This window comes from Streptomyces sp. P1-3 (genome assembly GCF_050613155.1).
Taxonomy (GTDB): domain Bacteria; phylum Actinomycetota; class Actinomycetes; order Streptomycetales; family Streptomycetaceae; genus Streptomyces.
Window position 1 is genome coordinate 4,352,030 of record NZ_CP192512.1, and the last position, 20,905, is coordinate 4,372,934.

Consider the following 20,905-nt stretch of genomic DNA (forward strand, 5'->3'; position numbering starts at 1 on the left):
CAAGGGTTGACGCTCACAGGGGTGTCAACCTAGGGTTGCGTTATGACGAATCCAGTCGGCATGACGTATCAGGTCCGGCTCGATGACCTGATCGAGGCCATCAAGAAGGTTCACACCGACGCTCTCGACCAGCTGTCCGACGCGGTCATCGCCGCGGAACGCCTCGGGGAGGTGGCTGACCACCTGATCGGCCACTTCGTGGATCAGGCGCGGCGCTCCGGTGCTTCGTGGACGGACATCGGCAAGAGCATGGGGGTCACCAGGCAGGCGGCTCAGAAGCGGTTCGTGCCCAAGGGCGGGGAGGTGTCGGATCTGGACCCGGGTCAGGGGTTCAGCCGGTACACCCCGCGGGCGAAGAACGTGCTGATGGTCGCGCACAACGAAGCCCACTCGGCAGGGCACGACGAGGTGCGGCCCGCGCATCTGGTGCTGGGGCTGCTCGGCGAACGGGAGGGGCTCGCCGCGAAGTTGCTGCTCATGCAGGGCGTGGCGCTGGACGCCGTCCGCGAGGCCGCGACCGCGGCGCTGCCGCCGGGCGGCGGCGAGGTGCCCGCGCTGGTGCCGTACGACGCGGGCGCGAAGAAGGTACTGGAGCTGACGTTCCGGGAGGCCCTGCGGATGGGGCACAACTACGTCGGGACGGAGCACATCCTGCTCGCGCTGCTGGAGTTCGAGGGGGGCGCGGGGGTGCTCACCGGCCTCGGGATCGACAAGGCGGCGGCCGAAGCCGAGCTCACCAGGGCCCTCGCGGCGATGCTGCCGGGTGATTCGTAGCCCGTGGTCGTGGCGGGTGGCCGCCTGCCGGAGCCCGCCAGGGGCGTGCGCGGCGGGTGGTCACCGGCCGGAGCCCGTCAGGGCGTGCGCAGGCGGGTGGCCACCGGCTGGAGGCCTCACGGCTTGCGGGCCACTCCCACGTACAGCGACACCTTCGTGCGGGCCAGATCCGCCGGGTCGGTGTCCGGTTCCGGGCGCCAGCGGTGAGCCATCTCCACGCCCGGTTCGATGAGTTCGAGGCCGTCGAAGAAGCGCGCCACCTGGTTCTTGCTGCGGCCCACGACCGTCATGCCGCTCCTGCGGTACAGCTCGGTGACGGTGTCCCGGACCTGTGAGTCGGGGTCCGGGACGCCGTGGCTGAGGGCGAGGTAGCTGCCGGGGGCGAGGGCGTCGAGGAGGTGCTGGACGATGCCGTGCGGGTTGGCCTCGTCGGGGAAGAAGTGCATCAGCGCGTTGAGGGAGAGTCCGACCGGCTCGGTCAGGTCGAGGGTGTCCCGCAGCACCGGGGAGTCGAGGATGGACTCCGGCCGCGCGACGTCGGCGTGGATGAACACCGTGCGGCCCTCGGGGGTGCTGTTCAGCAGCGCGTCCGCGTAGGTCAGCACGATCGGGTCGTGGTCGACGTAGACGATCCGCGCCTCCGGGGTCACGCCCTGCGCGATCTGGTGCAGGTTGGGCTCGGTGGGGATGCCGGTGCCGAGGTCGAGGAACTGGCGGATCCCGGCCTCGGCGGCGAGCCAGCGCGTGGCGCGGTGCATGAACGCCCGGTTGGTGCGGGCCCACATCTGGACGCCCGGCCACGCGGCCATGACGCCTTCGGCGGCCTTCGCGTCGATCTCGTAGTGGGTCTTGCCCCCGAGGTAGTAGTCGTACATCCGGGCCGAGTGCGGCCTGCTGGTGTCGATCTCGTCCGCGCGGAAGCTGTAACCGGTCATGCGTTCAGGTTACTTGGCGGTTGCCCGATGGTGCGGGGAGGCCAACTCCCTTGGTGGCAGGGGCACAACGCGCCCGTGAGAACGGCTGGAGGACTTGTGAACAGAACGTGAAGATCTTATGCTCTGTCCACTTCCGGCTCTGCCGCGGCCATGCGCGCACGGCGCGGGCGGAGCCTTCTGATCCTGTGGGGGGATAGATGCGCAAGCGCACCACCGTCGCCGTGTTCACCGCCTCCGTCGCCGCGGCCGCGGCGGTCGGCCTGGCCGCTCCGGCGGCTCAGGCGGACGGCTACGGCGACACGGCGATCACCAAGGTCGTCGTCAACGGCGGCAAGCCGGTCGTGATCGGCACCACCGCCGCCAAGACCTTCACCGTCTCGGTGACGGCCACGGACGACTCCGGCATCAAGGGACTCAGCTCCTTCGGCGTGTCCGGCCCGGAGTTCGGGTTCGCCCAGCCCAGCTCGCCGGTGACCTGCGCCCAGGTGGACGCCGCCACCTCGACCTGCTCGGCGGCTTTCACGATGGACCCGCGGGCGGACTTCTACGACAACAGCCCGGCGGGCACGTGGTACGTCAACGCGTGGGCGGACGCCAATGACGGCGACTTCTACAGCAGCGAGAAGGTCGGCTCCTTCAAGGTCCAGCGGTACTCGAAGCTGACCGCCAACGCCTCGCCGGAGCCGGTGCGGAAGGGCAAGCCCATCACGGTCACCGGCACGCTCACCCGCGCCGACTGGAGGACGCACGCGTACGTGGGCCACAAGGACCAGCCGGTGCAGTTGCAGTTCCGTAAGAAGGGCACCGACACCTACACCACGGTCAAGACGGTGACGTCCACCACCGGCGGCGCTTTGAAGACCACCGTCACCGCGGCCGCCGACGGCTACTGGCGCTACAGCTACGCCGGGATGTCCACGACCGCCCCGTCCAAGGCCGCCGGCGACTTCGTCGACGTGCAGTAGGGACGTGCAGTAAGGCGCGCGGTCAGCCCGCGGTGCCGGGTGCCGTGTCCTGGGTCGCCGCCGCGTCGGCGGCGGCCCGGCGGATCGCCGCGTCCCGCCTGCGTACGTACCAGACGCCCACCAGCCCCAGCCCCCCGCCGGCCAGGCACGTCCACAGCCACCACAGGTGGTCGTGGTCGTCGAACCATCCGTAGAAGGGGAGCTGGACGAGGAAGAGGACGAACCACACGATCGTGCCGCCGGTGATGGTGGCGACGACATTGCCCTCCAAGGGCTCCGGCGCCTCGTGCTTGGGGGTCCACTTCGTCATGCGCACAGCTTAAGGGCCGTTTGCGTCTACGCGCGGAGATAGCGATCTTTGCGTTATGCATTCATACTGAACCGGCCCGGGTCCGACTGGATGATCTCGTATGAATGTCCAAAGCGGCCCGTTTATTTATGCCCGCGCACCACTGAGGTCATCCCCATGTCCCCATCGGCCCCGGCTCCGGTCGACGCCCCACAGCCGCCCCCGGCATCGTCCCTCACCGGTCTGGACCGGTTCTTCCAGATCACCGCGCGGGGCTCCTCGGTCGCCCGGGAGATCCGCGGCGGCCTGGCCACGTTCTTCGCGATGGCCTACATCATCGTGCTCAACCCGATCATCCTCGGCGCCGGTGAGGACAAGTACGGGCACCAGCTGGACAACGGCCAGCTCGTCACCGCCACCGCCCTGATGGCGGGTCTGACGACGATCCTCATGGGCGTCATCGGCAACGTCCCGATCGCGCTCGCCGCCGGGCTCGGCATCAACGCCGTCGTCGCCCTCCAGCTCGCCCCCAAGATGAGCTGGCCGGACGCGATGGGCATGGTGGTCCTCGCGGGCCTGGTGCTCATGATCCTGGTCGCCTCCGGTCTGCGGCAGCGTGTGATGGACGCGATCCCCGGCGGGCTGCGGCGCGCCATCGCGATCGGCATCGGCCTGTTCATCGCGCTCATCGGCCTGGTCGACTCCGGCTTCGTGACCCGCAACCCGGACACCGCGCACACCACCGTGCCCATGGGTCTGGGGATCGAGGGCCGGCTCCAGGGCTGGCCGGTGCTGATCTTCGTACTCGGCCTGGCGCTCACGTTCATCCTGGTGGTCCGCAAGACACGCGGCGCGATCCTCATCGGCATCACCGTGACCGCGTTCACGGCGATCATCGTCAACACCATCGCCGCCATCCCGGACGCGGCCTGGGGGCTGAGCGTGCCCCGGGTCCCGGACAAGGTCGTGGACACCCCGGACTTCGGGCTGATCGGCGACATCAGCCTGTTCGGCGGCTTCGACGAGGTCGGTGTCCTCACCGGCTGCCTGTTCGTGTTCACCGTGCTGCTGTCCGGCTTCTTCGACGCGATGGGCACCATCATCGGCGTCGGCGAGGAGGCGGGGCTGATGGACGACGAGAAGGGTCAGATGCCCGGCATGGGGCGCATCCTGATGGTCGACGGCATCGCGGTCGCGGGCGGCGGGCTCGGCTCGGCGTCCGCCAACACCTGCTTCGTGGAGTCCACGGCGGGCGTCGGCGAGGGCGCCCGTACCGGACTGGCGAACCTGGTGACCGGCGGCCTCTTCCTGCTCGCGCTGGTCTTCACGCCGCTGGCCAAGGTGGTTCCGTCGCAGGCCGCGACCCCGGCGCTGATCGTCGTGGGCTTCCTGATCATGGCGTCGAACGTCACCGAGATCGACTGGCGCGACTCCACGATCGCGGTCCCGGCGTTCCTGACGCTGATCTCCATGCCGTTCACCTACAGCATCACCAACGGCATCGGCATCGGCGTGCTGTCGTTCATCCTGCTGCGCGTCGCGGCCAAGCGGACGCGGGAGATCCCGTGGCTGCTGGGCGCCGTGGGGCTGTGCTTCCTCGTCTACTTCCTCCTCGACCCGATCGAGCAGGTGCTCGGCGTCAGCTGAGACGGGGGGCTCGGCGGCGGCTGAGGATCACGTGGCGGATCACGTGGCCTCGCGGTAGAACCGCTCGGTCTCGTCGACGGACGTCTGGAAGCGTTCGTCGAAGTCATCGCGGATGAGCGTCCGGACCACGTAGTCCTGGACGCTCATTCCGCGTTTCGCGGCATGTTGCCGGATCCGGTCCAGCAGCTCGGTGTCTATCCGCAGGCTGAGCACCGTCGATCCCGTACCGGCCTTCGATCCCATACGTCCAGGGTCGCGGGGCTTCCTGGGCCATCGCGTTACTTTCCGGAGGGTCCTCACTCGTATGGGTGATTCCGGGTACGGGTGATCCCGCGTTCGGGTGGATCTGCGACGCGGATGGCATCGCGCTTTTATTAGAGCAGGTAATGAGTTACGCTAAAGACCATGCCGGAACCGTCCCGCCCCCTGCCCCCGGCCGGGGAACTGAGTGACACCCCCACCGCGGCCGCCGACGACAAGGCCGCCGTGGACCTGCTGCGCTCCGCCGTGATGCGGCTGGGGCGGCGGCTCAAGCACCAGCGCGTCGACGAGTCGCTGAGCCCCACCGAGATGTCCGTCCTGGGCACCCTCGCCCGCTGCGGTTCGGCCACCCCCGGTGAGCTGGCCCGCAAGGAGCATGTGCAGCCGCCCTCGATGACCCGCATCGTCGCGCTGCTGGAGTCCAAGGGGCTGGTCCGGCTGGAGCCGCACCCGCAGGACCGCCGCCAGAAGGTGGTCTCGCAGACCGAACGGGCCGAGGCCATGCTGGAAGAGAGCCGCCGCAAGCGGAACGCGTGGCTGGCCGAGCAGACCGCGAAGCTCACCGATGACGAACGAGCGGTGCTCCGCGCCGCCGCGCCCGTGCTGGAGAAGCTGGCACACCTGTAGGAGACCACGCCGCGAGGAGGCGAACCCCTTTGAGTTCGGGACCCGGAGCAGACTCCGCACCCGCACCGAATCCACCCCACCGCCCCGACGCCCGCGAAGCGGTAGGCGCCGCGGACGCCCGCGAAGCCGCCGACGGCGCCGACACCGCCGATTCCCCGGACATACGCGGCGCGGCCGCCGACTCCGCCGACTCCGAGGACTCCGCCGACATACGTGGCTCGGCCGCCGCGTCCCCCGACTCCGCCCCGCCCGTCGGCACCGCCGACTCCCCGGAGACCACCGGCACCGCCGACTCCCCGGAGACCGCCGACACCGCACGGCGCGGGATGTTCAGTTCACTCCGGGTCCGCAACTACCGGCTCTTCGCGACCGGCGCCGTCGTGTCCAACACCGGCACGTGGATGTCCCGCATCACCCAGGACTGGCTGGTCCTCAGCCTCACCGGGTCCTCCACCGCCGTCGGCATCACCACGGCCCTGCAGTTCCTGCCGCTGCTGCTGTTCGGCCTGTACGGCGGGGTCATCGCCGACCGCTACCCCAAGCGCCGCATCCTGATGATCACCCAGGCCGCGCAGGCCGCCTGCGGACTCGCGCTCGCCGCCCTCACGCTCAGCGGCCAGGTCCAGGTCTGGCACGTCTACCTCATCGCCTTCCTCCTCGGCATGGTCACGGTCGTGGACAACCCGACCCGCCAGGCCTTCGTCGCCGAGATGGTCGGCCCCCGGGAGCTGCGCAACGCCGTCAGCCTCAACTCGGCGAACTTCCAGTCCGCCCGGCTCATCGGGCCCGCCGTCGCAGGTGTGCTGATCACCGCTGTCGGCAGCGGCTGGGCCTTCCTGCTCAACGGGCTGTCCTTCGGCGCCCCGCTGATCGGCCTGCTGCTGATGCGCACCGGCGAACTGCACAAGATCGAGCGTGCGCCGCGCGCCAAGGGCCAGTTGCGCGAGGGCCTGGCCTACGTCGCAGGGCGCCCCGATCTGCTCTGGCCGATCGTCCTCGTCGGCTTCATCGGCACCTTCGGGTTCAACTTCCCGATCTGGCTGAGCGCCTTCGCCGACGACGTCTTCCACGCCGGTCCGGGCACGTACGGCCTGCTCAACACGCTCATGGCGGTCGGCTCCCTCACCGGCGCGCTGCTCGCCGCCCGGCGCACCAGCTCGCGGCAGCGGCTGCTGGTCGGCGCGGCGCTGATGTTCGGCGTGCTGGAGATCGCGGCCGCGTTCGCCCCGGCGTTCTGGGTGTTCGCGGCGCTGATGGTCCCGATCGGCGTCTTCGCGATGACGTTCAACGTCACGGCGAACTCCAGCGTGCAGCTCGGCACGGACCCGGCGATGCGCGGCCGGGTGATGAGCCTGTTCATGATGGTCTTCTTCGGCGGCACTCCGATCGGCGGCCCGCTGGTGGGCTGGCTCACCGACGCGTACGGCCCCCGTGTCGGCTTCGCGGCGGGCGGCCTCGTCGCGGCGCTCGCGGCGGTTACGGTCGGCCTGGTCCTGGCCCGGGTCGGGGGCCTGCGGCTGCGGGTGGAGTTGCGGAGGGGGCGGCGGGTGATCGCGTTCGTGCCCAGGGAGACCCCGGGGGAGACCCCCGGCGAGACCCCCAGGAAGGCCCCCGGGGACAGTGCCGGGGACACGTCCCGGGATTCGCCCGAGGACACGGGGGCGCGTGGGCGTGCCCTGACAGGGGCGTGACGCGACGGCGGCGGCGCGGGAGAGAAGTTCGAGAGGGAGAGTCGTTCGAGAGGGAGACTCGTTGTATGAGACTGTTCGCCGCCGTGCTGCCTCCGGCCGACGTCCTCGCCGAGCTCGGCACGGCCGTCGACCCGCTGCACCGGATCCCCGGGGCGGAGCGCCTGCGGTGGGCCGACCGGACGGGCTGGCACTTCACGCTGGCGTTCTACGGCGAGGTCGCCGAGGAACTGCTCCCCGGACTGCATGAGCGGCTCGCCCGTGCCGCGCGGCGCCACGACCCCTACGAGCTGTGCCTGGCGCGTGGTGGGCGGTTCGGCCACCGCGTGATGTGGGTCGGCGCCGAAGGCGACCGCACCACGATGCGGTCGCTCGCCGACTCGGCGGCGGCCGGGGCGCGGCGGGCCGGGGTGGCGATGGAGGACCAGCGCCCGTACGACACCCCGCATCTGACCATCGCCCGCAGCCGTGGCCGCAGGCCGGAAGTGGATCTGGTGCCGTTCGTCACCGCCCTCGCCGAGTTCACGAGCGTCACGTGGACGGCCGGTGAGCTGACCTTGATGCGCAGCCATCCGCCGGAGGCGGGCGTGCCCGGGGCGCAGCCGCGCTACGAGGCGGTCGGGCGCTGGCCGCTCGGCCACTGACCACCGGGCCACTCACCGCCGGGCAGGCGGCGGGACCGTCGGCGGCCGGGCAGCCGCCGGGTCGCCGACGGCACGGAGTCGTCGGCCGCGCGGACCCCGGCACCCGGCACCTGGCAGCCCAGCTGCCGGGCCGCCGCCCTCGCCGCCGAGCGCCCCGGTTAACCTTCGAGGGTGGACCCCAGGACCCGAACCCTGATCTTGCGTGGCGCGTTCGCCGTCATCCTCGTTGTCGTCGCCGTGGCGGCCGCCCTCCGCTGAGCGTGTGCCCGGAGCGCGGCCGCCGTACGCGGACGTCGACGTCGACGCGAGGACGTCACCGTCGTCGCGAACGCACGGTCACCAGGCGAACGCCTCCGGCGACGGACCCGGGCCCGGGAAGATCTCGTCCAGCCCCGCCAGCAGCTCCTCGCTCAGTTCCAGCTCCACCGCCCGCAGCGCCGACTCCAGTTGCTCCGCCGTGCGCGGCCCCACGATGGGCCCCGTCACCCCGGGCCGGGTCAGCAGCCAGGCCAGCGCCACCTCGCCGGGCTGCAGCCCGTGCTTGTCGAGCAGATCCTCGTACGCCTGCACCCTGTCCCTGATCGCGGAGTCCCGCAGCGCGTCGCCGCTCCGCCCGGACGCGGTACGGGCCGCCCCGCCCGCCTGCTCCTTGCGGATCGCGCCGCCGAGCAGTCCGCCGTGCAGCGGGGACCAGGGGATGACGCCGAGGCCGTAGTCCTGCGCGGCCGGGATGACCTCCATCTCCGCGCGCCGCTCGGCCAGGTTGTACAGGCACTGCTCGCTGACCAGCCCGTACGAACCGCGCCGCCGGGCCGTCTCGTTGGCCTGCGCGATGTGCCAGCCCGCGTGGTTGGACGATCCGGCGTACAGGATCTTGCCCTGCGTCACCAGGACGTCGACCGCCTGCCAGATCTCGTCCCACGGCGTGTCCCGGTCCACGTGGTGGAACTGGTAGAGGTCGATGTAGTCCGTACCGAGCCGCTTGAGACTGGCCTCGACGGCGCGGCGGATGTTGAGCGCGGAGAGCTTGTCCTCGTTGGGCCAGGGCGACTCGTCATCGCCACTCATGTGGCCGTAGACCTTGGTCGCCAGCACGGTCTTGTCGCGGCGTCCGCCGCCCTTGGCGAACCACGAGCCGAGGATCTCCTCCGTGCGGCCCTTGTTCTCGCCCCAGCCGTACACGTTGGCGGTGTCGAAGAAGTTGACGCCCGCGTCGAGCGCGGCGTCCATGATCGAGTGGCTGTCGGCCTCATTCGTCTGCGGGCCGAAGTTCATGGTGCCGAGGACCAGTCGGCTGACCTTGAGTCCGGTGCGTCCGAGCTGCGTGTACTTCATGGTCATCCAGCCAACGCCTTGGAGTGGGCTCTAGGCAAGGTCCACGGGGCAGGGTGCTCGCACGATGGACGCACCGCGCAGGGGCAGCACGGCTGGGACCGGTGCGGCTGGGACCGGTGCGGCTGGGACCGGTGCGGCTGGGACCGGCTCGGTCGGGACCGGCAGGGCTCAGACCGGCAGGTTCAGGACGCGTACGGCGCGCCCACGTCCCACGCCTGGTGCATCGCCTCGGCGAAGGCGCCCGCGATCCGCCGTTCCCCGCTCGCGTTGGGGTGCGTGCCGTCGTAGGTGTCGCGGTGGATGTCGTACGCGGACGGGCGCGAGGCCAGCAGCAGCGGGGAGGCCGGGGAGTCGAGATCGGCGACCGCCTTGGCGAGGAGTTCGTTGAGACGGGCGCACTCGGCGGCGAAGAACGCGTCGGCCTCGGCCCGGATGTTCGGGATGACCGGGAGCAGCACGGCCTGGATGCCGGGGTTGGCGGTGCGCGCCTCGGTGAGGAAGCGGCGCGCGTTGGCGGCCGTCTGCTCCGCGTCGGTGTAGAAGCCCAGGTCGATCAGGCCGAGGGAGATCAGGAGCGTGTCGGCGCGGTGGTCGCGTATGGCGTCCCCTATGAGAGGTGCCATATGGAGCCAGCCCTCGCCCCATCCGGCGAGGTGGCGGCGGGCGCGGGCGGGAAAGGCCGGGTCGCCGTAGTCGTGCGAGACGGGGGCGTCGGCGTGCTTGTCGTACACCTCGCAGCGCGGCCCGACGATCTTGTACGGGCCGCCGAAGGTGGCGTTGAGGTGCTCCCACATGCGGTAGCGCCAGGTGAAGTCGCCGGCACTGCCGATGGTCATCGAGTCACCGACGAACATGATGCGCATCGGTGAAGTATGCACGCGGGCGGACGGGGACACGGACGCGGGGCTCGGGGCTGGGCGCGGCTTTCCGGCTGGCCGGGGGCGAGCGCGCCCCCGCGGGTCACGGCTGGCGGCGGTTGATGGCCGTCAGGTCGATCTTGACGGGGAAGGGGACGGAGACCTTGAGCTGCTCGCGGTGGATGCCGGTCGCTACGTAAGCCTTGGTGGTGGGCTCCAGCTCGAAGACGTGGACGACCGGGAGCTCCGTTTCCTCGTCCAATTCGACGCGCCAGAAGTGGGGGATTCGCGCTTCGGCGTACTTGAGTGGCTTGGTGTCGCGATCCCGCGCCTCGGAGTCTTCCGAGACCACCTCGACAGCGAGGACGACGTCCTCGGGCTGGAAAGTAGTTTCCTTGAGCTCCGTGCACGCCTCGCTCTCCACTACGAGCACGTCTGGCTCCGGCCGGTTACGCGGGCCGAGGGTGACCGTCATCCTGCTGTACACGTCCAGTGCAGGCGGTGTCGCGTGCAGGAGGGATGCCTGTAGCAATCGGATGGCGCGCATGTGGAACACCGTCTGCGGGCTCGCGAAGACGAGGCTCCCGTCGATCAGCTCTGTGTGCCGAGGCAGGTTCGGGAGCCGGTCCAGGTCATCGGCGGTGTATCCGCCTACGGGCGGGATCGGCCACTCCTTGGGCGGAGTCCACTCGGGATCGCGTCCGAAGATCATTGACGTCGCCATGGGGCGGGATACTTGCCGACCAAGCCAGCCTACCGGGCGGGTTTGCGCTGTCATCCCTCCGAAGGGTGAAGTTCGCCGGACCGTTCACGTCATGTGAACGCGGTGGGTGGGTGCGGTGAAGAATGGAGAAATCCGGTGGCCCGTATTCTTCGCCACGTAATGGGCTAAGAATGCGAGCCACCGGATTCCGGGGAAACGGGCAGATGCCGCCCGAATGTGGAATTAGCGGCCGGAGTTGGCCTTCTTGAACGCGAGGAAGCCGCAGACCAGGCTCAGCAGCGCGCCGACCAGGACCATGTAGACGCCCGGGCCCGCGGAGAACTCGAGCTGCTCGGCGACCTTCTCGGCTGCCTTCTCGTTGGGCGCACCCTCGTCCATGAAGTAGGACACGACCACGCGGTCGGGGTTGGCCATGGCGATGCCGCCGATGACCAGCGTCACCAGCGACACCACCGCGCCGACGGCGTGGAGTATGTGCTTCTTCGCGACCATGGCGCCGATGAAGAGCGCCGCGGCGGCCAGGGCGGTGATCAGCGAGATCACGCCGTCGCCATCGGTGCCCTTGACGCCGCCGATATCGCCGGTGGCCTTGTCCGTCACCGACCAGTTGATCAGCGAGCCGATCAGTGCGATCGCCGCACCGACGATCGCGATGATCACCATCTTCTTGTCGTCCGCCCCGGCGGAATGTCCGGCGGGCGCCCCCGACGGGTAGGAGGTTTGGCTGTAATCGCTCATGAGCAGAGACCGTAGAGGGGTGGCGTGAATTCCCGCAACGACGCTATCCACTATGCCGCCATTGCCCGATTAATTTCCCGCAAATAATCCCCGGATCAGGTCTCCTAATCCGGGGATTATTTCGTTTTGCCGATATGGCAGGCTTGCCCCCATGCGTTCGCTTCCCCGCGCGCTCCGCGCCGCCGCGCTGATCGCCCTCCCCGCCGCCGTGGCCATCGCCGTGTCCACCGCCGCCCCGGCCGCCGCCGACGACCACGAGCCGTCCTCCTTCACGATCGAGGACGAGCGGATCACCGAGTCCAGCGGGCTCGCGGCCAGCCGGGCCCACCCCGGCGTCTACTGGACGCACAACGACAGCGACGACGGTCCGTATGTCTACGCCGTGGACAGCAGGACCGGGCGCACGGTCGCGACCGTCACCCTGCGCGGCATCGGCGACCCGCGGGACGTGGAGGCGGTCTCCGTCGGTCCGGACGGCAACGTCTACGTCGGCGACATCGGCGACAACATGGGCGGCAAGTGGCCCAAGGTGTGGATCTACCGCTTCCCGGAACCGGAGAAGCTGCGGGACATGGCGGTCGACACGGCCCAGTTCACCGTCCAGTACGAGGGCGGCCCGCGCAACGCCGAGGCGATGATGGTCCATCCGAGGACCGGCCGGGTCTACATCGCGAGCAAGAGCCAGGAGGACCCCGGGCTGTACGAGGCCCCGGCGACGCTGTCGCCGTCGGGCGTGAACGTCTTCAAGCGGGTCGCCGATCTCGACATGGAGGTCACCGACGGGGCCTTCGCGCCCGACGCCAGCCGTCTGGTGCTCCGCGGCTACTTCTCGGTGTCGGAGTACCGGTGGGGCGCGAAGGGCCTGGGCGGGAAGCTGGACGACGAGCCGGGCATGCCGCTGCAAAGGCAGGGTGAGGCGGTCGCCTTCACCCCCGACGGCGGCACCTTGATGTACGGCACGGAGGGCGGCGGCAGCCGGGTCACCGCGGTGCGGCTGGACGGCGACCTGCTTCCGGACGCCACGGCGAAGCAGCGGCAGAACGGCGACGACAAGGGCCTCGAAGGCGGCGGCGCGTCCGTCGAGGACGAGGGCGGCGGCGCGGGCGAGGACTGGGGCAGCAGCCGGGACATCCTGGTCGGAGCGGCGGCGGTGGGCCTGGTGGCACTGGTGCTCCTGGGGATGCGGGGCAAGCGGGGCGGTGGGAGCAGGCGACGCGGCTGACGCGCCCCTCGGGGCCTTGGCTTGGCTTCGGCGCGCGGGGCCTTGGCCTCGCGGCGGCGCGAGCTCACGTGCCGTTTGACTGCTACGCGCGCGCCCACGGGCCGTGTGCCCGATACGGCACGCGCCCGTTCCCTGTGCCCCGTCAGGTTCCGCTCGCGCCGCGGTCCCGGTCCGTGTCCTCGCCGGGCGCGCCACCGCCCCGCGTGGAGCCTCCCTCCCCATGGGCGCCGGGCGCGCCCTCGCCGGGGCCGTCCGCCTCGCCCAGGATCTGGCCTTCGGAGGTCATGACATGGCCTCCGGCCGCCATCTCGTCCTCGGCGACCAGCCGCAGCTCGTAGTGCAGCGTCCGGTCCCGTTGGAGCTTGTGCGCGAGCGGCACGAGTGCGCCGTGCACGAGCGGATGCTTGCGGGTCAGCAGCCTGGCCGCGTGCTTGTCCTCGCCGCCGCCCTGGTCGAGCAGATGCGTATGGGCCTTCACCCCGGGGCCGGTCGGCTTGCCGCGTACGGTGCACGGCGCGATCTCCACGTCGGGGTCGCGGCGCAGCCGCTTCGCCTTGCCCGACTTGCCGTAGGTGCGGAAATAGCCGTGGTCGCCCTCGACCGCGATGTTGACCGGGGTGCCGACCGGGGTGCCGTCCCGCTTGTAGGTCGTGAGCAGGACGGCCCACTGCTTGGTGAACCGAGAGATGCTGAGCTCGGACGGGACCGGGCCCGGTGAGGCGTGCTGTGGGTGGCCGTGCTCGGGGCCCGCTCCGGGTTCAGGGTGTGCCGGAGTCGTCATACCTCCATGGAGTCACACAACGCCCGATTCGTCACTCCGGCGGGCCTCGATGAACTTCTCCAGCCCGTCCAGCAGGCTCGTCAGCCCCAGTTCGAAGATCTCCTCGCCCGTCCCCGAGAAGGCGTCCATGCTCATCTTCGCCTGGGTGGGGAAGCGGCCGCTGGCGATGGCCTTCTCCAGGACCGGTGCCTGCGCGTTCCAGAAGTCCTCGTTGCTGACGCCGGTGCGCTTCTCGGCCAGTACGGCGTTGAGGTGGCTGCGCGCGGTGCCGGTGACGTAGCCGTCGACCGCGACGAGCACGTTGATCATCTCGCGGTCGGACAGGCCCAGGCCGTCCAGGCCCCGCAGCGCGAACTCCAGCCCCGCCATGGCGTTGGGCCCCAGGATGGGGCGGCCCTGGTCGACGTGGAGCAGCCAGGGGTGGCGCCCGTGCAGCTCCCAGGTTCCGCGCGCCACCCGCTCCAGCACCGCGCGCCAGCCGAGCCCGGGGGCATGGGCGTCGGCGTCGAGGCCGTTGACGTGGTCCAGCATCAGGTCGAGCAGTTCGGCCTTGCCGGGGACGTAGCGGTACAGCGACATGGTGCCGACGCCGAGTTCGGTGGAGAGCCGGCGCATCGAGACGGCGGCCAGTCCCTCCGCGTCGGCGATCCGGACGGCGGTGGCCACGATGCGGTCGAGTGCCAGGCCGGGCTTGGGGCCGCGGCTGGGCCGCTGCGCCATGCCCCAGAGCAGCTCCAGGCTGCGGGACACATCTCCGCTGCCGCTGTGTTCGGTGGTCATCTCCCGGTCATCGTAACGCCCTGGACAAAAACTGGGTACGGTGTACGCTGCTCGGAATCTGCATACACTGTACTCAGTTGAGAGGGAGGCTCTTGTGAGCTCGCCCGGATCCGCGGTCCTCGCCGAAGGGCTGCGCAAGCGGTACGGAGACCACAGCGCCCTGGACGGCCTCGACCTGGCCGTCCCGCGCGGCACCGTGTACGGGCTGCTCGGGCCCAACGGCGCGGGCAAGACCACGGCGGTGCGCATCCTGTCCACCCTCGTCCGGCCGGACGGCGGCCGCGCCGAGGTCGCGGGCTTCGACGTGGCGCGCGCGCCCCGCCGGGTGCGCCGCAGGATCGGTCTTGCCGGCCAGTACGCCGCGCTCAGCGAGGGGCTGACCGCCCGCCAGAACCTGACGCAGTTCGGGCGGCTGTACCACCTCGACCAGCGGGGGGCGCGGCGGCGGGCCGCCGAACTGCTGGACCGGTTCGGGCTGGCGGAGGCCGCCGACCGGGGCGTCAAGGAGTTCAGCGGCGGCATGAGACGGCGGCTGGACCTCGCGGTGAGCATGATCCTCGCCCCCGAGGTGCTGTTCCTGGACGAACCGACCACCGGACTGGACCCGCGCGGCCGCAACGAGGTGTGGGAGGCGGTGCGCTCGCTCGTCGCGGGCGGCACCACCGTCCTGCTCACCACCCAGTACCTGGACGAGGCCGACCAGCTCGCGGACCGTATCGCGGTCGTCGAACGCGGCCGGAAGATCGCCGACGACACCCCGCACGCGCTCAAACGGGCCGTCGGGGGCGACCAGGTGCAGGTGATCGTGCGGGACGCGGCCGACATGCCGGCCGCCGTCAGGGCCGTGGCGCGGGTGGCGGACGGCGGCGCCGAACCGGAGCCGGACGGAGCGGCCCGGCGGGTGTCGGCACCGGTGGCCGCGCCGGTCGACGCCCTCATCGACGTGGCGCGGACCCTCCGGGACGAGGGGGTGGCCCTGGAGGACATCGGGCTGCGCCGCCCGACCCTGGACGAGGTCTTCCTGCGGCTGACCGGCCGCCGCGCCGACCCGGACGACGAAGCCCCGCACCACGAACCCTCGTACAGCAGGAAGGAGGCCGCCGCATGAGCAGCGCACTGGACCTGCGGGACGCCGTCGACGGCCGCGAGCGCCGCGCCTACTGGGCGGTCGCCGACTGCCTGACCGTCGTCCGCGGTGAACTCACCCACCTCGTGCGCCAGCCCTCGGGCATCGCATGGCAACTGGGCACCCCGGTGGTGATGGTGCTGCTCTTCGTCTACGTCTTCGGCAGCGCCATGACGGTCGCCGAGGGCACCGACGTCGACTACAAGGACTACGCGCTGCCCGGCATGTTCGCCATGACGATGGCCAACGGCTTCATGAGCACCGCTGTGGTCGTCGCCGTCACCAGGGAACGGGGCGTGATGGACCGCTTCCGCTCCCTGCCGATGGCGCCGTCCGCCGTGGTCAGCGGGCGCGGCGTGGCGGATGTCCTCGGCGCCGCCGTGGACCTGGCCGTCCTGGCGGCCATCGCCCTGGCCGTCGGCTGGCGGCCCGACCGCGGTCCGCTCGCCGCCCTGGCCGCCTTCGGCCTGCTGCTCCTGCTGCGCTCGGCGCTGACCTGGGTCGGGGTCTACCTCGGCCTACTGGTGCCCAATCAGGAGACCGCGGGCAATCTCTTCGCGGTGGCGTTCCCGTTCGGGATGATCTCCAGCGTCTTCACCCCGCCGTCGAAGATGCCGGACTGGCTGGGCGCCGTCGCCGTGTGGAACCCCGTCTCGTCGACGGCGAACGCGGTACGCGGCCTGTTCGGGAACCCCCAGCCGGGCGGCGGCGGTTGGGTGGAGGGCCACGCGCTGCTGATGGCGGTCGTCTGGCCGCTGGCGATCACGGCGGTGTTCCTGCCGCTGGCGGTGCGCCGCTTCCAGCGCCAGAGCCGCTGACTCGCGGCAGCCGGCGTGCCGTATGCGCACGGCGGGCGGGCGCGCACCACACAGGTGCGCGCCCGCCCGCCGTTGGAAGTGGGGGACCGGTGCGGACTAGAGCCGCTCGATGACGTAGTCGACGCAGGCCGTCAGCGCCTCGACGTCCGCCGGGTCGACGGCCGGGAACATCGCCACGCGCAGCTGGTTGCGGCCCAGCTTGCGGTACGGCTCGGTGTCCACGATGCCGTTGGCGCGCAGCGCCTTGGCGATCGCGGCGGCGTCGATCTCGTCGACGAAGTCGATCGTGCCGACGACCTGCGACCGCTTGGCCGGGTCGGCGACGAACGGCGTGGCGTACTTGGACTCCTCGGCCCAGCCGTACAGGGCGCGGGCGGAGGTCGCGGTGCGGCGCACCGCCCAGTCCAGGCCGCCCTGCCCGTTGAGCCACTCCAGCTGCTCGTTGAGGAGGAAGAGCGTCGCCAGTGCCGGGGTGTTGTACGTCTGGTTCTTCCGCGAGTTGTCGATGGCGGTCGGCAGCGAGAAGAACTCCGGGATATGCCGGCCGGACGCGTGGATCCGGGCCGCGCGCTCCAGGGCGGCGGGCGAGAAGACCGCGAGCCACAGGCCGCCGTCGGCGGCGAAGGACTTCTGCGGCGCGAAGTAGTAGACGTCGGTCTCGGCGATGTCCACGGGCAGCCCGCCCGCGCCGGACGTCGCGTCCACCAGCACCAGCGAGCCCTCGTCGGCGCCCGCCACCCGCTTCAGCGGCAGCGCGACACCGGTCGAGGTCTCGTTGTGGGTGAGGGCGTAGGAGTCCACGCCCGCCTCGGCGGCCGGCTCCGGGTGCGTACCGGGCTCGGAGGAGATCACGGTCGGCTCGGCCAGCCAGGGCGCGAGCTTCGCGGCCTTGGCGAACTTCGAGGAGAACTCGCCGAAGGACAGGTGCTGCGACTTGTTCTCGATCAGGCCGTGCGTCGCGACGTCCCAGAAGGCGGTGGAGCCGCCGTTGCCCAGCACCACCTCGTAGCCCTCGGGGAGCGAGAAGAGCGAGCTCACGCCGTCCCGCACCTTGCCGACCAGGTCCTTGACCGGGGCCTGGCGGTGGGAGGTGCCCAGCAGGGAGGTGCCGGTGGCGGCCAGGGCGCTGAGCGCCTCTGTCCGCACCTTCGAGGGGCCCGAGCCGAAGCGACCGTCGGCGGGCTTGATGTCAGCGGGAATCCGGATCTCAGCCACGGCGGAAGCCTATCCGCCGCACCTCGTGGCATGGCCGACGGTCCAGCGGCTGAGACGGTGTGTCCGGGCTGCGGGCGGTGTGTCCGGGCCGCGGGTGGCGCCGGATCGGATGACCTGCCGCGACTCCTCCCGTACAGCCGGGTCGGATGATCTGCCGTGACTTCTTGCCGTACAGATCGATAACCAGACCGATGCGCGGCACGGGCCGTGCGGGAGACGCAAGGGAGTGCGCACGATGAACGGTAAGCGGTTCCGGACCCCGGCCAGGTGGGCGGTCACCGCCGCGGCCATGACGGCGGGCCTCGCCCTGCCCGCGGGATCGGCGCAGGCCGACGAGTCCCCGCAGCACTCGCACAACGGTTCGCGTTTCACGCTGGTCAACACCGGTCAGATCGACGACCCGGCCGAGGACGTGTTGCAGCACTTCGGGCAGTTCGGCGGTTCCCACAGCCGGGGGTGACCCCGGCGGGGCACGCTGGAGCCATGGCACAGCTGAGCGAAGGCAAGGGCGAGGGCGGCGAGGGCGGCGAGGGCAAGGGCCAAGGCAAGCGCGACGGGCGGCGGCGCGAGCTGGAGCGGGCGCTGCGGCGGGCCGTGCGCGGCGAGGTCTCCTTCGCCGCCGCCGACCGGGCGCTGGTGACCATGGACGCGTCCAACTACCGCCGGGTGCCGGACGGCGTCGTCGCGCCCCGGGACGCCGACGACGTCGCGGCGGCCCTGGCCGTGTGCCGGGAGTACGCCGTGCCGGTGGTGCCGCGCGGCGGCGGTACGTCGATCGCCGGGCAGGCCACCGGCGTCGGCGTCGTCCTCGACTTCACCCGGCACATGAACCGCCTGCTCGACCTCGACCCGGCCGCCCGTACGGCCGTCGTCCAGCCCGGCCTCGTCCTGGACACGCTGCGGGCGGCGGCGGGCGCCCACGGGCTGACCTTCGGCCCCGACCCGTCCACCCACAGCCGCTGCACGCTCGGCGGCATGATCGGCAACAACGCCTGCGGCTCCCACTCGGTGGCCTGGGGCACCACCGCCGACAACGTGCGCGCGCTCGACGTCCTCACGTACGGCGGCGAACGGCTCGCCCTGGCCCGTGGACTCGACGGTCTGCCGCCCCGGCTGCGCGACGGCCTGCGCGCCCTCACCGACCGCCACCTCGCCCTGCTGCGCACCGGCTTCCCCGAACTGCCGCGCCGTATCTCCGGTTACGCCCTCGACGCCCTGCTGCCCGAGCGGGGCGCGGACGTGGCGCGCCTGTTCACCGGCAGCGAGGGCACGCTCGGCGTGCTCACCGAAGCCGTCGTGACCCTGGTGGACGCGCCGCGCGCCCGGGCGCTGGCCGTGCTCGGCTACCCCGACGAGGGCGCGGCCGCCGACGCCGCGTCCACCCTGCTGCCGTACGGCCCGCTGACCGTCGAGGGCATGGCCGCCGACCTGGTCACCGAGCTGGTCGCCGGGGCCGCGGGCCTGCCGGACGGCGGCGCCTGGCTGTTCGTGGAGGTCGGCGGCGACAGCCCGGCCGCGGCGCGCGCCCGCGCGGAGGAGCTGGTGCGGGCCTGCGTCGACGGCACGACGGGCGTCGCGGTCGTCACCGACCCGGCGGGGCAGCGCGCTCTGTGGCGGGTACGGGAGGACGCCGCCGGGACCGCGACCCGGGTCCCGGACGGCGCGGCCCGGGGCCCGGACGGCGGGGGAGCCGAGTACGGGGGAGAGGCGTGGCCCGGCTGGGAGGACTGCGCCGTGCCGCCCGCCAGGCTCGGCGTGTATCTGCGGGACTTCCGGGCGCTGCTGGCCGAGTACGGGCTGCACGGCATCCCGTACGGGCACTTCGGCGACGGCTGCGTCCATGTCCGTATCGACTTCGATCTGCTGAGCCCGGACGGCGTCGCCCGCTTCCGCGCCTTCTCGGGCGACGTCGCGGACCTGGTCGTCGCGCACGGCGGCTCGCTGTCCGGGGAGCACGGCGACGGGCTGGCCCGCGCCGAACTGCTGCCGCGGATGTACGGCCCCGAGCTGGTCCGACTCTTCGAGCACGTCAAGGACCTGTGGGACCCGGCGGGCGGCCTCAACCCCGGAGTGCTGGTCCGCCCGCGCCCGCTGGACGAGAACCTGCGCTTCGCGGTGCTGCCGGGGAAGCCGGTGGAGGTGGCGTTCGGCTACCCGCGCGACGGCGGGGACTTCTCGGCGGCGGTGCGGCGCTGCGTGGGAGTCGCCAAGTGCCGTACGACGACGGCGGCGGCCGGTGGTGGCGTGATGTGCCCCTCGTACCGGGTGACCGGCGAGGAGCGGCACTCGACGCGCGGCCGGGCCCGGCTGCTGCACGAGATGCTCGCGGGCGAGGTGGTCACCGGCGGCTGGCGCGCGGAGGAGGTACGGGAGGCGCTCGACCTGTGCCTGTCCTGCAAGGGCTGCCGCAGCGACTGCCCGGTGGAGGTGGACATGGCCACGTACAAGGCCGAGTTCCAGCACCACTACTACCGGGGACGGCTCCGCCCGGCCGCGCACTACGCGCTGGGCTGGCTGCCGGTGTGGCTGCGGGCCGCGGCCGCCGCCCGGATGGCTCCGGTGGTGAACGCGGCGGCGGGCGTGGGCCCGGCGGCGGCCCTGGCGAAACGGATCGCCGGCATCACACCGGAACGCCCGATTCCGGAGCTGGCGCGGGAACCGTTGACAAGGTGGTGGCGCACGCGGGCCGCGGCGGCGAGGGCAGGAGCGGGAGTGGGAGCGGGAGTGGGGGCAGGGGCGCCCACCGTCGTCCTGTGGCCGGACACGTTCACCACGTACCTGTCCCCGCGGGTCGGCCGGGCGGCGGTCGCCGTACTGGAGGACGCGGGCCTACGGGTCGTCCTACCCCCCAAGGCCGTGTGCTGCGGCCTGACCTGGGTCTCGACAGGACAGCTGGACCGCGCCCGCAAGGTCATGCGGCGCACCCTCGACACCATGGCACCGGCCCTGGACGCGGGCCTGCCGATCGTCGGCCTGGAGCCAAGCTGCACCGCCGCGCTGCGGACGGACCTGCCGGAACTGCTGGGCACCGACGCCCCGCGCGCCGCCCGACTCGCCGCGTCCGTAAGGACCTTCGCGCAGACGCTGGAGGACTGCGCGCCGGGGTGGCGGCCGCCGCGCCTGGACCGCCCGGTCGTCGGTCAGACGCACTGCCACCAGCACGCGGTGCTCGGCGACGCCGCGGAGCGCAGACTGCGCGAACGGGCGGGTCTGGTGGGTGAGTTGAGCGGCGGTTGCTGCGGCCTGGCGGGGAACTTCGGCTTCGAGCACGGACATTACGAGGTGTCGGTGGCCTGCGGGGAGGAGCAGCTGCTGCCGTCCGTACGGAGCGCGCCGACCGAGGCGGAGGTCCTCGCGGACGGCTTCTCGTGCCGTACGCAGATCGAGCACCTGGCGGGTGGACGGCGGGCGCGCCATCTCGCGGAGCTGCTGGCCGAGGGGCTCGGCTGAAGTCCGGAACGGGAATCCCGGGGCCGGGG

Annotated in this window: 21 protein-coding genes; 11 read left to right on the forward strand and 10 right to left on the reverse strand. The window is 71.6% G+C overall.

Annotated features, from left to right (window positions below):
- Positions 1-42 precede the first annotated feature (42 nt).
- Positions 43-774: a Clp protease N-terminal domain-containing protein gene (locus ACQUSR_RS18770; RefSeq protein ID WP_431043722.1), complete on the forward strand. Its 732-nt coding sequence runs from the start codon at positions 43-45 to the stop codon at positions 772-774.
- 116 nt (positions 775-890) lie between these two features.
- Here ACQUSR_RS18770 and ACQUSR_RS18775 read toward each other — a convergent pair whose 3' ends face one another.
- On the reverse strand, positions 891-1,709 hold the full coding sequence (locus ACQUSR_RS18775; RefSeq protein WP_431043723.1) for an SAM-dependent methyltransferase: 819 nt from the start codon (positions 1,707-1,709) through the stop codon (positions 891-893).
- A 197-nt stretch (positions 1,710-1,906) separates the two neighbouring features.
- Between ACQUSR_RS18775 and ACQUSR_RS18780 the strand changes: the two genes are divergently transcribed.
- On the forward strand, positions 1,907-2,674 hold the full coding sequence (locus ACQUSR_RS18780) for a calcium-binding protein (protein WP_431043724.1): 768 nt from the start codon (positions 1,907-1,909) through the stop codon (positions 2,672-2,674).
- 22 nt (positions 2,675-2,696) lie between these two features.
- On the opposite strand, the gene ACQUSR_RS18785 is transcribed toward ACQUSR_RS18780, so the two are convergent.
- On the reverse strand, positions 2,697-2,984 hold the full coding sequence (locus ACQUSR_RS18785) for a DUF2530 domain-containing protein (protein ID WP_431043725.1): 288 nt from the start codon (positions 2,982-2,984) through the stop codon (positions 2,697-2,699).
- Positions 2,985-3,140: 156 nt separating this feature from the next.
- On the opposite strand from ACQUSR_RS18785, the gene ACQUSR_RS18790 reads away from it, so the two are divergent.
- Positions 3,141-4,610, forward strand: a complete 1,470-nt coding sequence (locus ACQUSR_RS18790) for an NCS2 family permease (RefSeq protein WP_431043726.1) — start codon at positions 3,141-3,143, stop codon at positions 4,608-4,610.
- Between the two features lie 39 nt (positions 4,611-4,649).
- Here the strand turns inward: ACQUSR_RS18790 and ACQUSR_RS18795 are convergent, their stop codons facing one another.
- A complete protein-coding gene (locus ACQUSR_RS18795; RefSeq protein ID WP_431043727.1) occupies positions 4,650-4,853 on the reverse strand; it encodes a ribbon-helix-helix protein, CopG family in 204 nt (67 codons plus the stop codon).
- A gap of 162 nt (positions 4,854-5,015) precedes the next feature.
- Here ACQUSR_RS18795 and ACQUSR_RS18800 point away from each other — a divergent pair, with 162 nt between their 5' ends.
- The 3 genes from ACQUSR_RS18800 (at position 5,016) to thpR (ending at position 7,830) form a co-directional block, all read left to right on the forward strand.
- Positions 5,016-5,498: a MarR family winged helix-turn-helix transcriptional regulator gene (locus tag ACQUSR_RS18800; protein ID WP_431043728.1), complete on the forward strand. Its 483-nt coding sequence runs from the start codon at positions 5,016-5,018 to the stop codon at positions 5,496-5,498.
- A 326-nt stretch (positions 5,499-5,824) separates the two neighbouring features.
- Complete coding sequence (locus ACQUSR_RS18805; protein ID WP_431047681.1) at positions 5,825-7,189, forward strand: MFS transporter; 1,365 nt, start codon at positions 5,825-5,827, stop codon at positions 7,187-7,189.
- A 65-nt stretch (positions 7,190-7,254) separates the two neighbouring features.
- Complete coding sequence (gene thpR, locus ACQUSR_RS18810) at positions 7,255-7,830, forward strand: RNA 2',3'-cyclic phosphodiesterase (RefSeq protein ID WP_431043730.1); 576 nt, start codon at positions 7,255-7,257, stop codon at positions 7,828-7,830.
- A gap of 336 nt (positions 7,831-8,166) precedes the next feature.
- Here the strand turns inward: thpR and ACQUSR_RS18815 are convergent, their stop codons facing one another.
- The 4 genes from ACQUSR_RS18815 to ACQUSR_RS18830 all read right to left on the reverse strand — a co-directional run bounded on the left by ACQUSR_RS18815 (position 8,167) and on the right by ACQUSR_RS18830 (position 11,484).
- On the reverse strand, positions 8,167-9,165 hold the full coding sequence (locus ACQUSR_RS18815) for an aldo/keto reductase (RefSeq protein WP_431047683.1): 999 nt from the start codon (positions 9,163-9,165) through the stop codon (positions 8,167-8,169).
- 182 nt (positions 9,166-9,347) lie between these two features.
- Positions 9,348-10,028, reverse strand: a complete 681-nt coding sequence (locus tag ACQUSR_RS18820) for a GDSL-type esterase/lipase family protein (RefSeq protein ID WP_431043731.1) — start codon at positions 10,026-10,028, stop codon at positions 9,348-9,350.
- Between the two features lie 97 nt (positions 10,029-10,125).
- Positions 10,126-10,746, reverse strand: a complete 621-nt coding sequence (locus tag ACQUSR_RS18825) for a Uma2 family endonuclease (protein ID WP_431043732.1) — start codon at positions 10,744-10,746, stop codon at positions 10,126-10,128.
- Between the two features lie 222 nt (positions 10,747-10,968).
- A complete protein-coding gene (locus ACQUSR_RS18830) occupies positions 10,969-11,484 on the reverse strand; it encodes a hypothetical protein (RefSeq protein WP_431043733.1) in 516 nt (171 codons plus the stop codon).
- 151 nt (positions 11,485-11,635) lie between these two features.
- Here ACQUSR_RS18830 and ACQUSR_RS18835 point away from each other — a divergent pair, with 151 nt between their 5' ends.
- Positions 11,636-12,706 (forward strand): hypothetical protein, encoded by a 1,071-nt coding sequence (locus ACQUSR_RS18835; protein ID WP_431043734.1) that lies wholly within the window; start codon positions 11,636-11,638, stop codon positions 12,704-12,706.
- 142 nt (positions 12,707-12,848) lie between these two features.
- Here ACQUSR_RS18835 and ACQUSR_RS18840 read toward each other — a convergent pair whose 3' ends face one another.
- On the reverse strand, positions 12,849-13,487 hold the full coding sequence (locus ACQUSR_RS18840) for a PPOX class F420-dependent oxidoreductase (protein ID WP_431043735.1): 639 nt from the start codon (positions 13,485-13,487) through the stop codon (positions 12,849-12,851).
- Between the two features lie 12 nt (positions 13,488-13,499).
- Positions 13,500-14,267, reverse strand: a complete 768-nt coding sequence (locus tag ACQUSR_RS18845) for a TetR/AcrR family transcriptional regulator (RefSeq protein WP_431043736.1) — start codon at positions 14,265-14,267, stop codon at positions 13,500-13,502.
- A 94-nt stretch (positions 14,268-14,361) separates the two neighbouring features.
- On the opposite strand from ACQUSR_RS18845, the gene ACQUSR_RS18850 reads away from it, so the two are divergent.
- Positions 14,362-15,375 (forward strand): ATP-binding cassette domain-containing protein, encoded by a 1,014-nt coding sequence (locus tag ACQUSR_RS18850; RefSeq protein ID WP_431043737.1) that lies wholly within the window; start codon positions 14,362-14,364, stop codon positions 15,373-15,375.
- On the forward strand, positions 15,372-16,211 hold the full coding sequence (locus ACQUSR_RS18855) for an ABC transporter permease (protein ID WP_431043738.1): 840 nt from the start codon (positions 15,372-15,374) through the stop codon (positions 16,209-16,211). The genes ACQUSR_RS18850 and ACQUSR_RS18855 overlap by 4 nt, the downstream gene beginning before the upstream one ends.
- Positions 16,212-16,307: 96 nt before the next feature.
- Here ACQUSR_RS18855 and serC read toward each other — a convergent pair whose 3' ends face one another.
- On the reverse strand, positions 16,308-17,426 hold the full coding sequence (gene serC, locus ACQUSR_RS18860; protein ID WP_431043739.1) for a phosphoserine transaminase: 1,119 nt from the start codon (positions 17,424-17,426) through the stop codon (positions 16,308-16,310).
- A gap of 235 nt (positions 17,427-17,661) precedes the next feature.
- On the opposite strand from serC, the gene ACQUSR_RS18865 reads away from it, so the two are divergent.
- Complete coding sequence (locus tag ACQUSR_RS18865; RefSeq protein ID WP_431043740.1) at positions 17,662-17,886, forward strand: hypothetical protein; 225 nt, start codon at positions 17,662-17,664, stop codon at positions 17,884-17,886.
- Positions 17,887-17,909: 23 nt separating this feature from the next.
- The gene (locus ACQUSR_RS18870; RefSeq protein ID WP_431043741.1) at positions 17,910-20,876 is read left to right on the forward strand and encodes an FAD-binding and (Fe-S)-binding domain-containing protein; all 2,967 of its coding nucleotides are present in this window, start codon (positions 17,910-17,912) and stop codon (positions 20,874-20,876) included.
- The last annotated feature ends 29 nt before the right edge of the window (positions 20,877-20,905 follow it).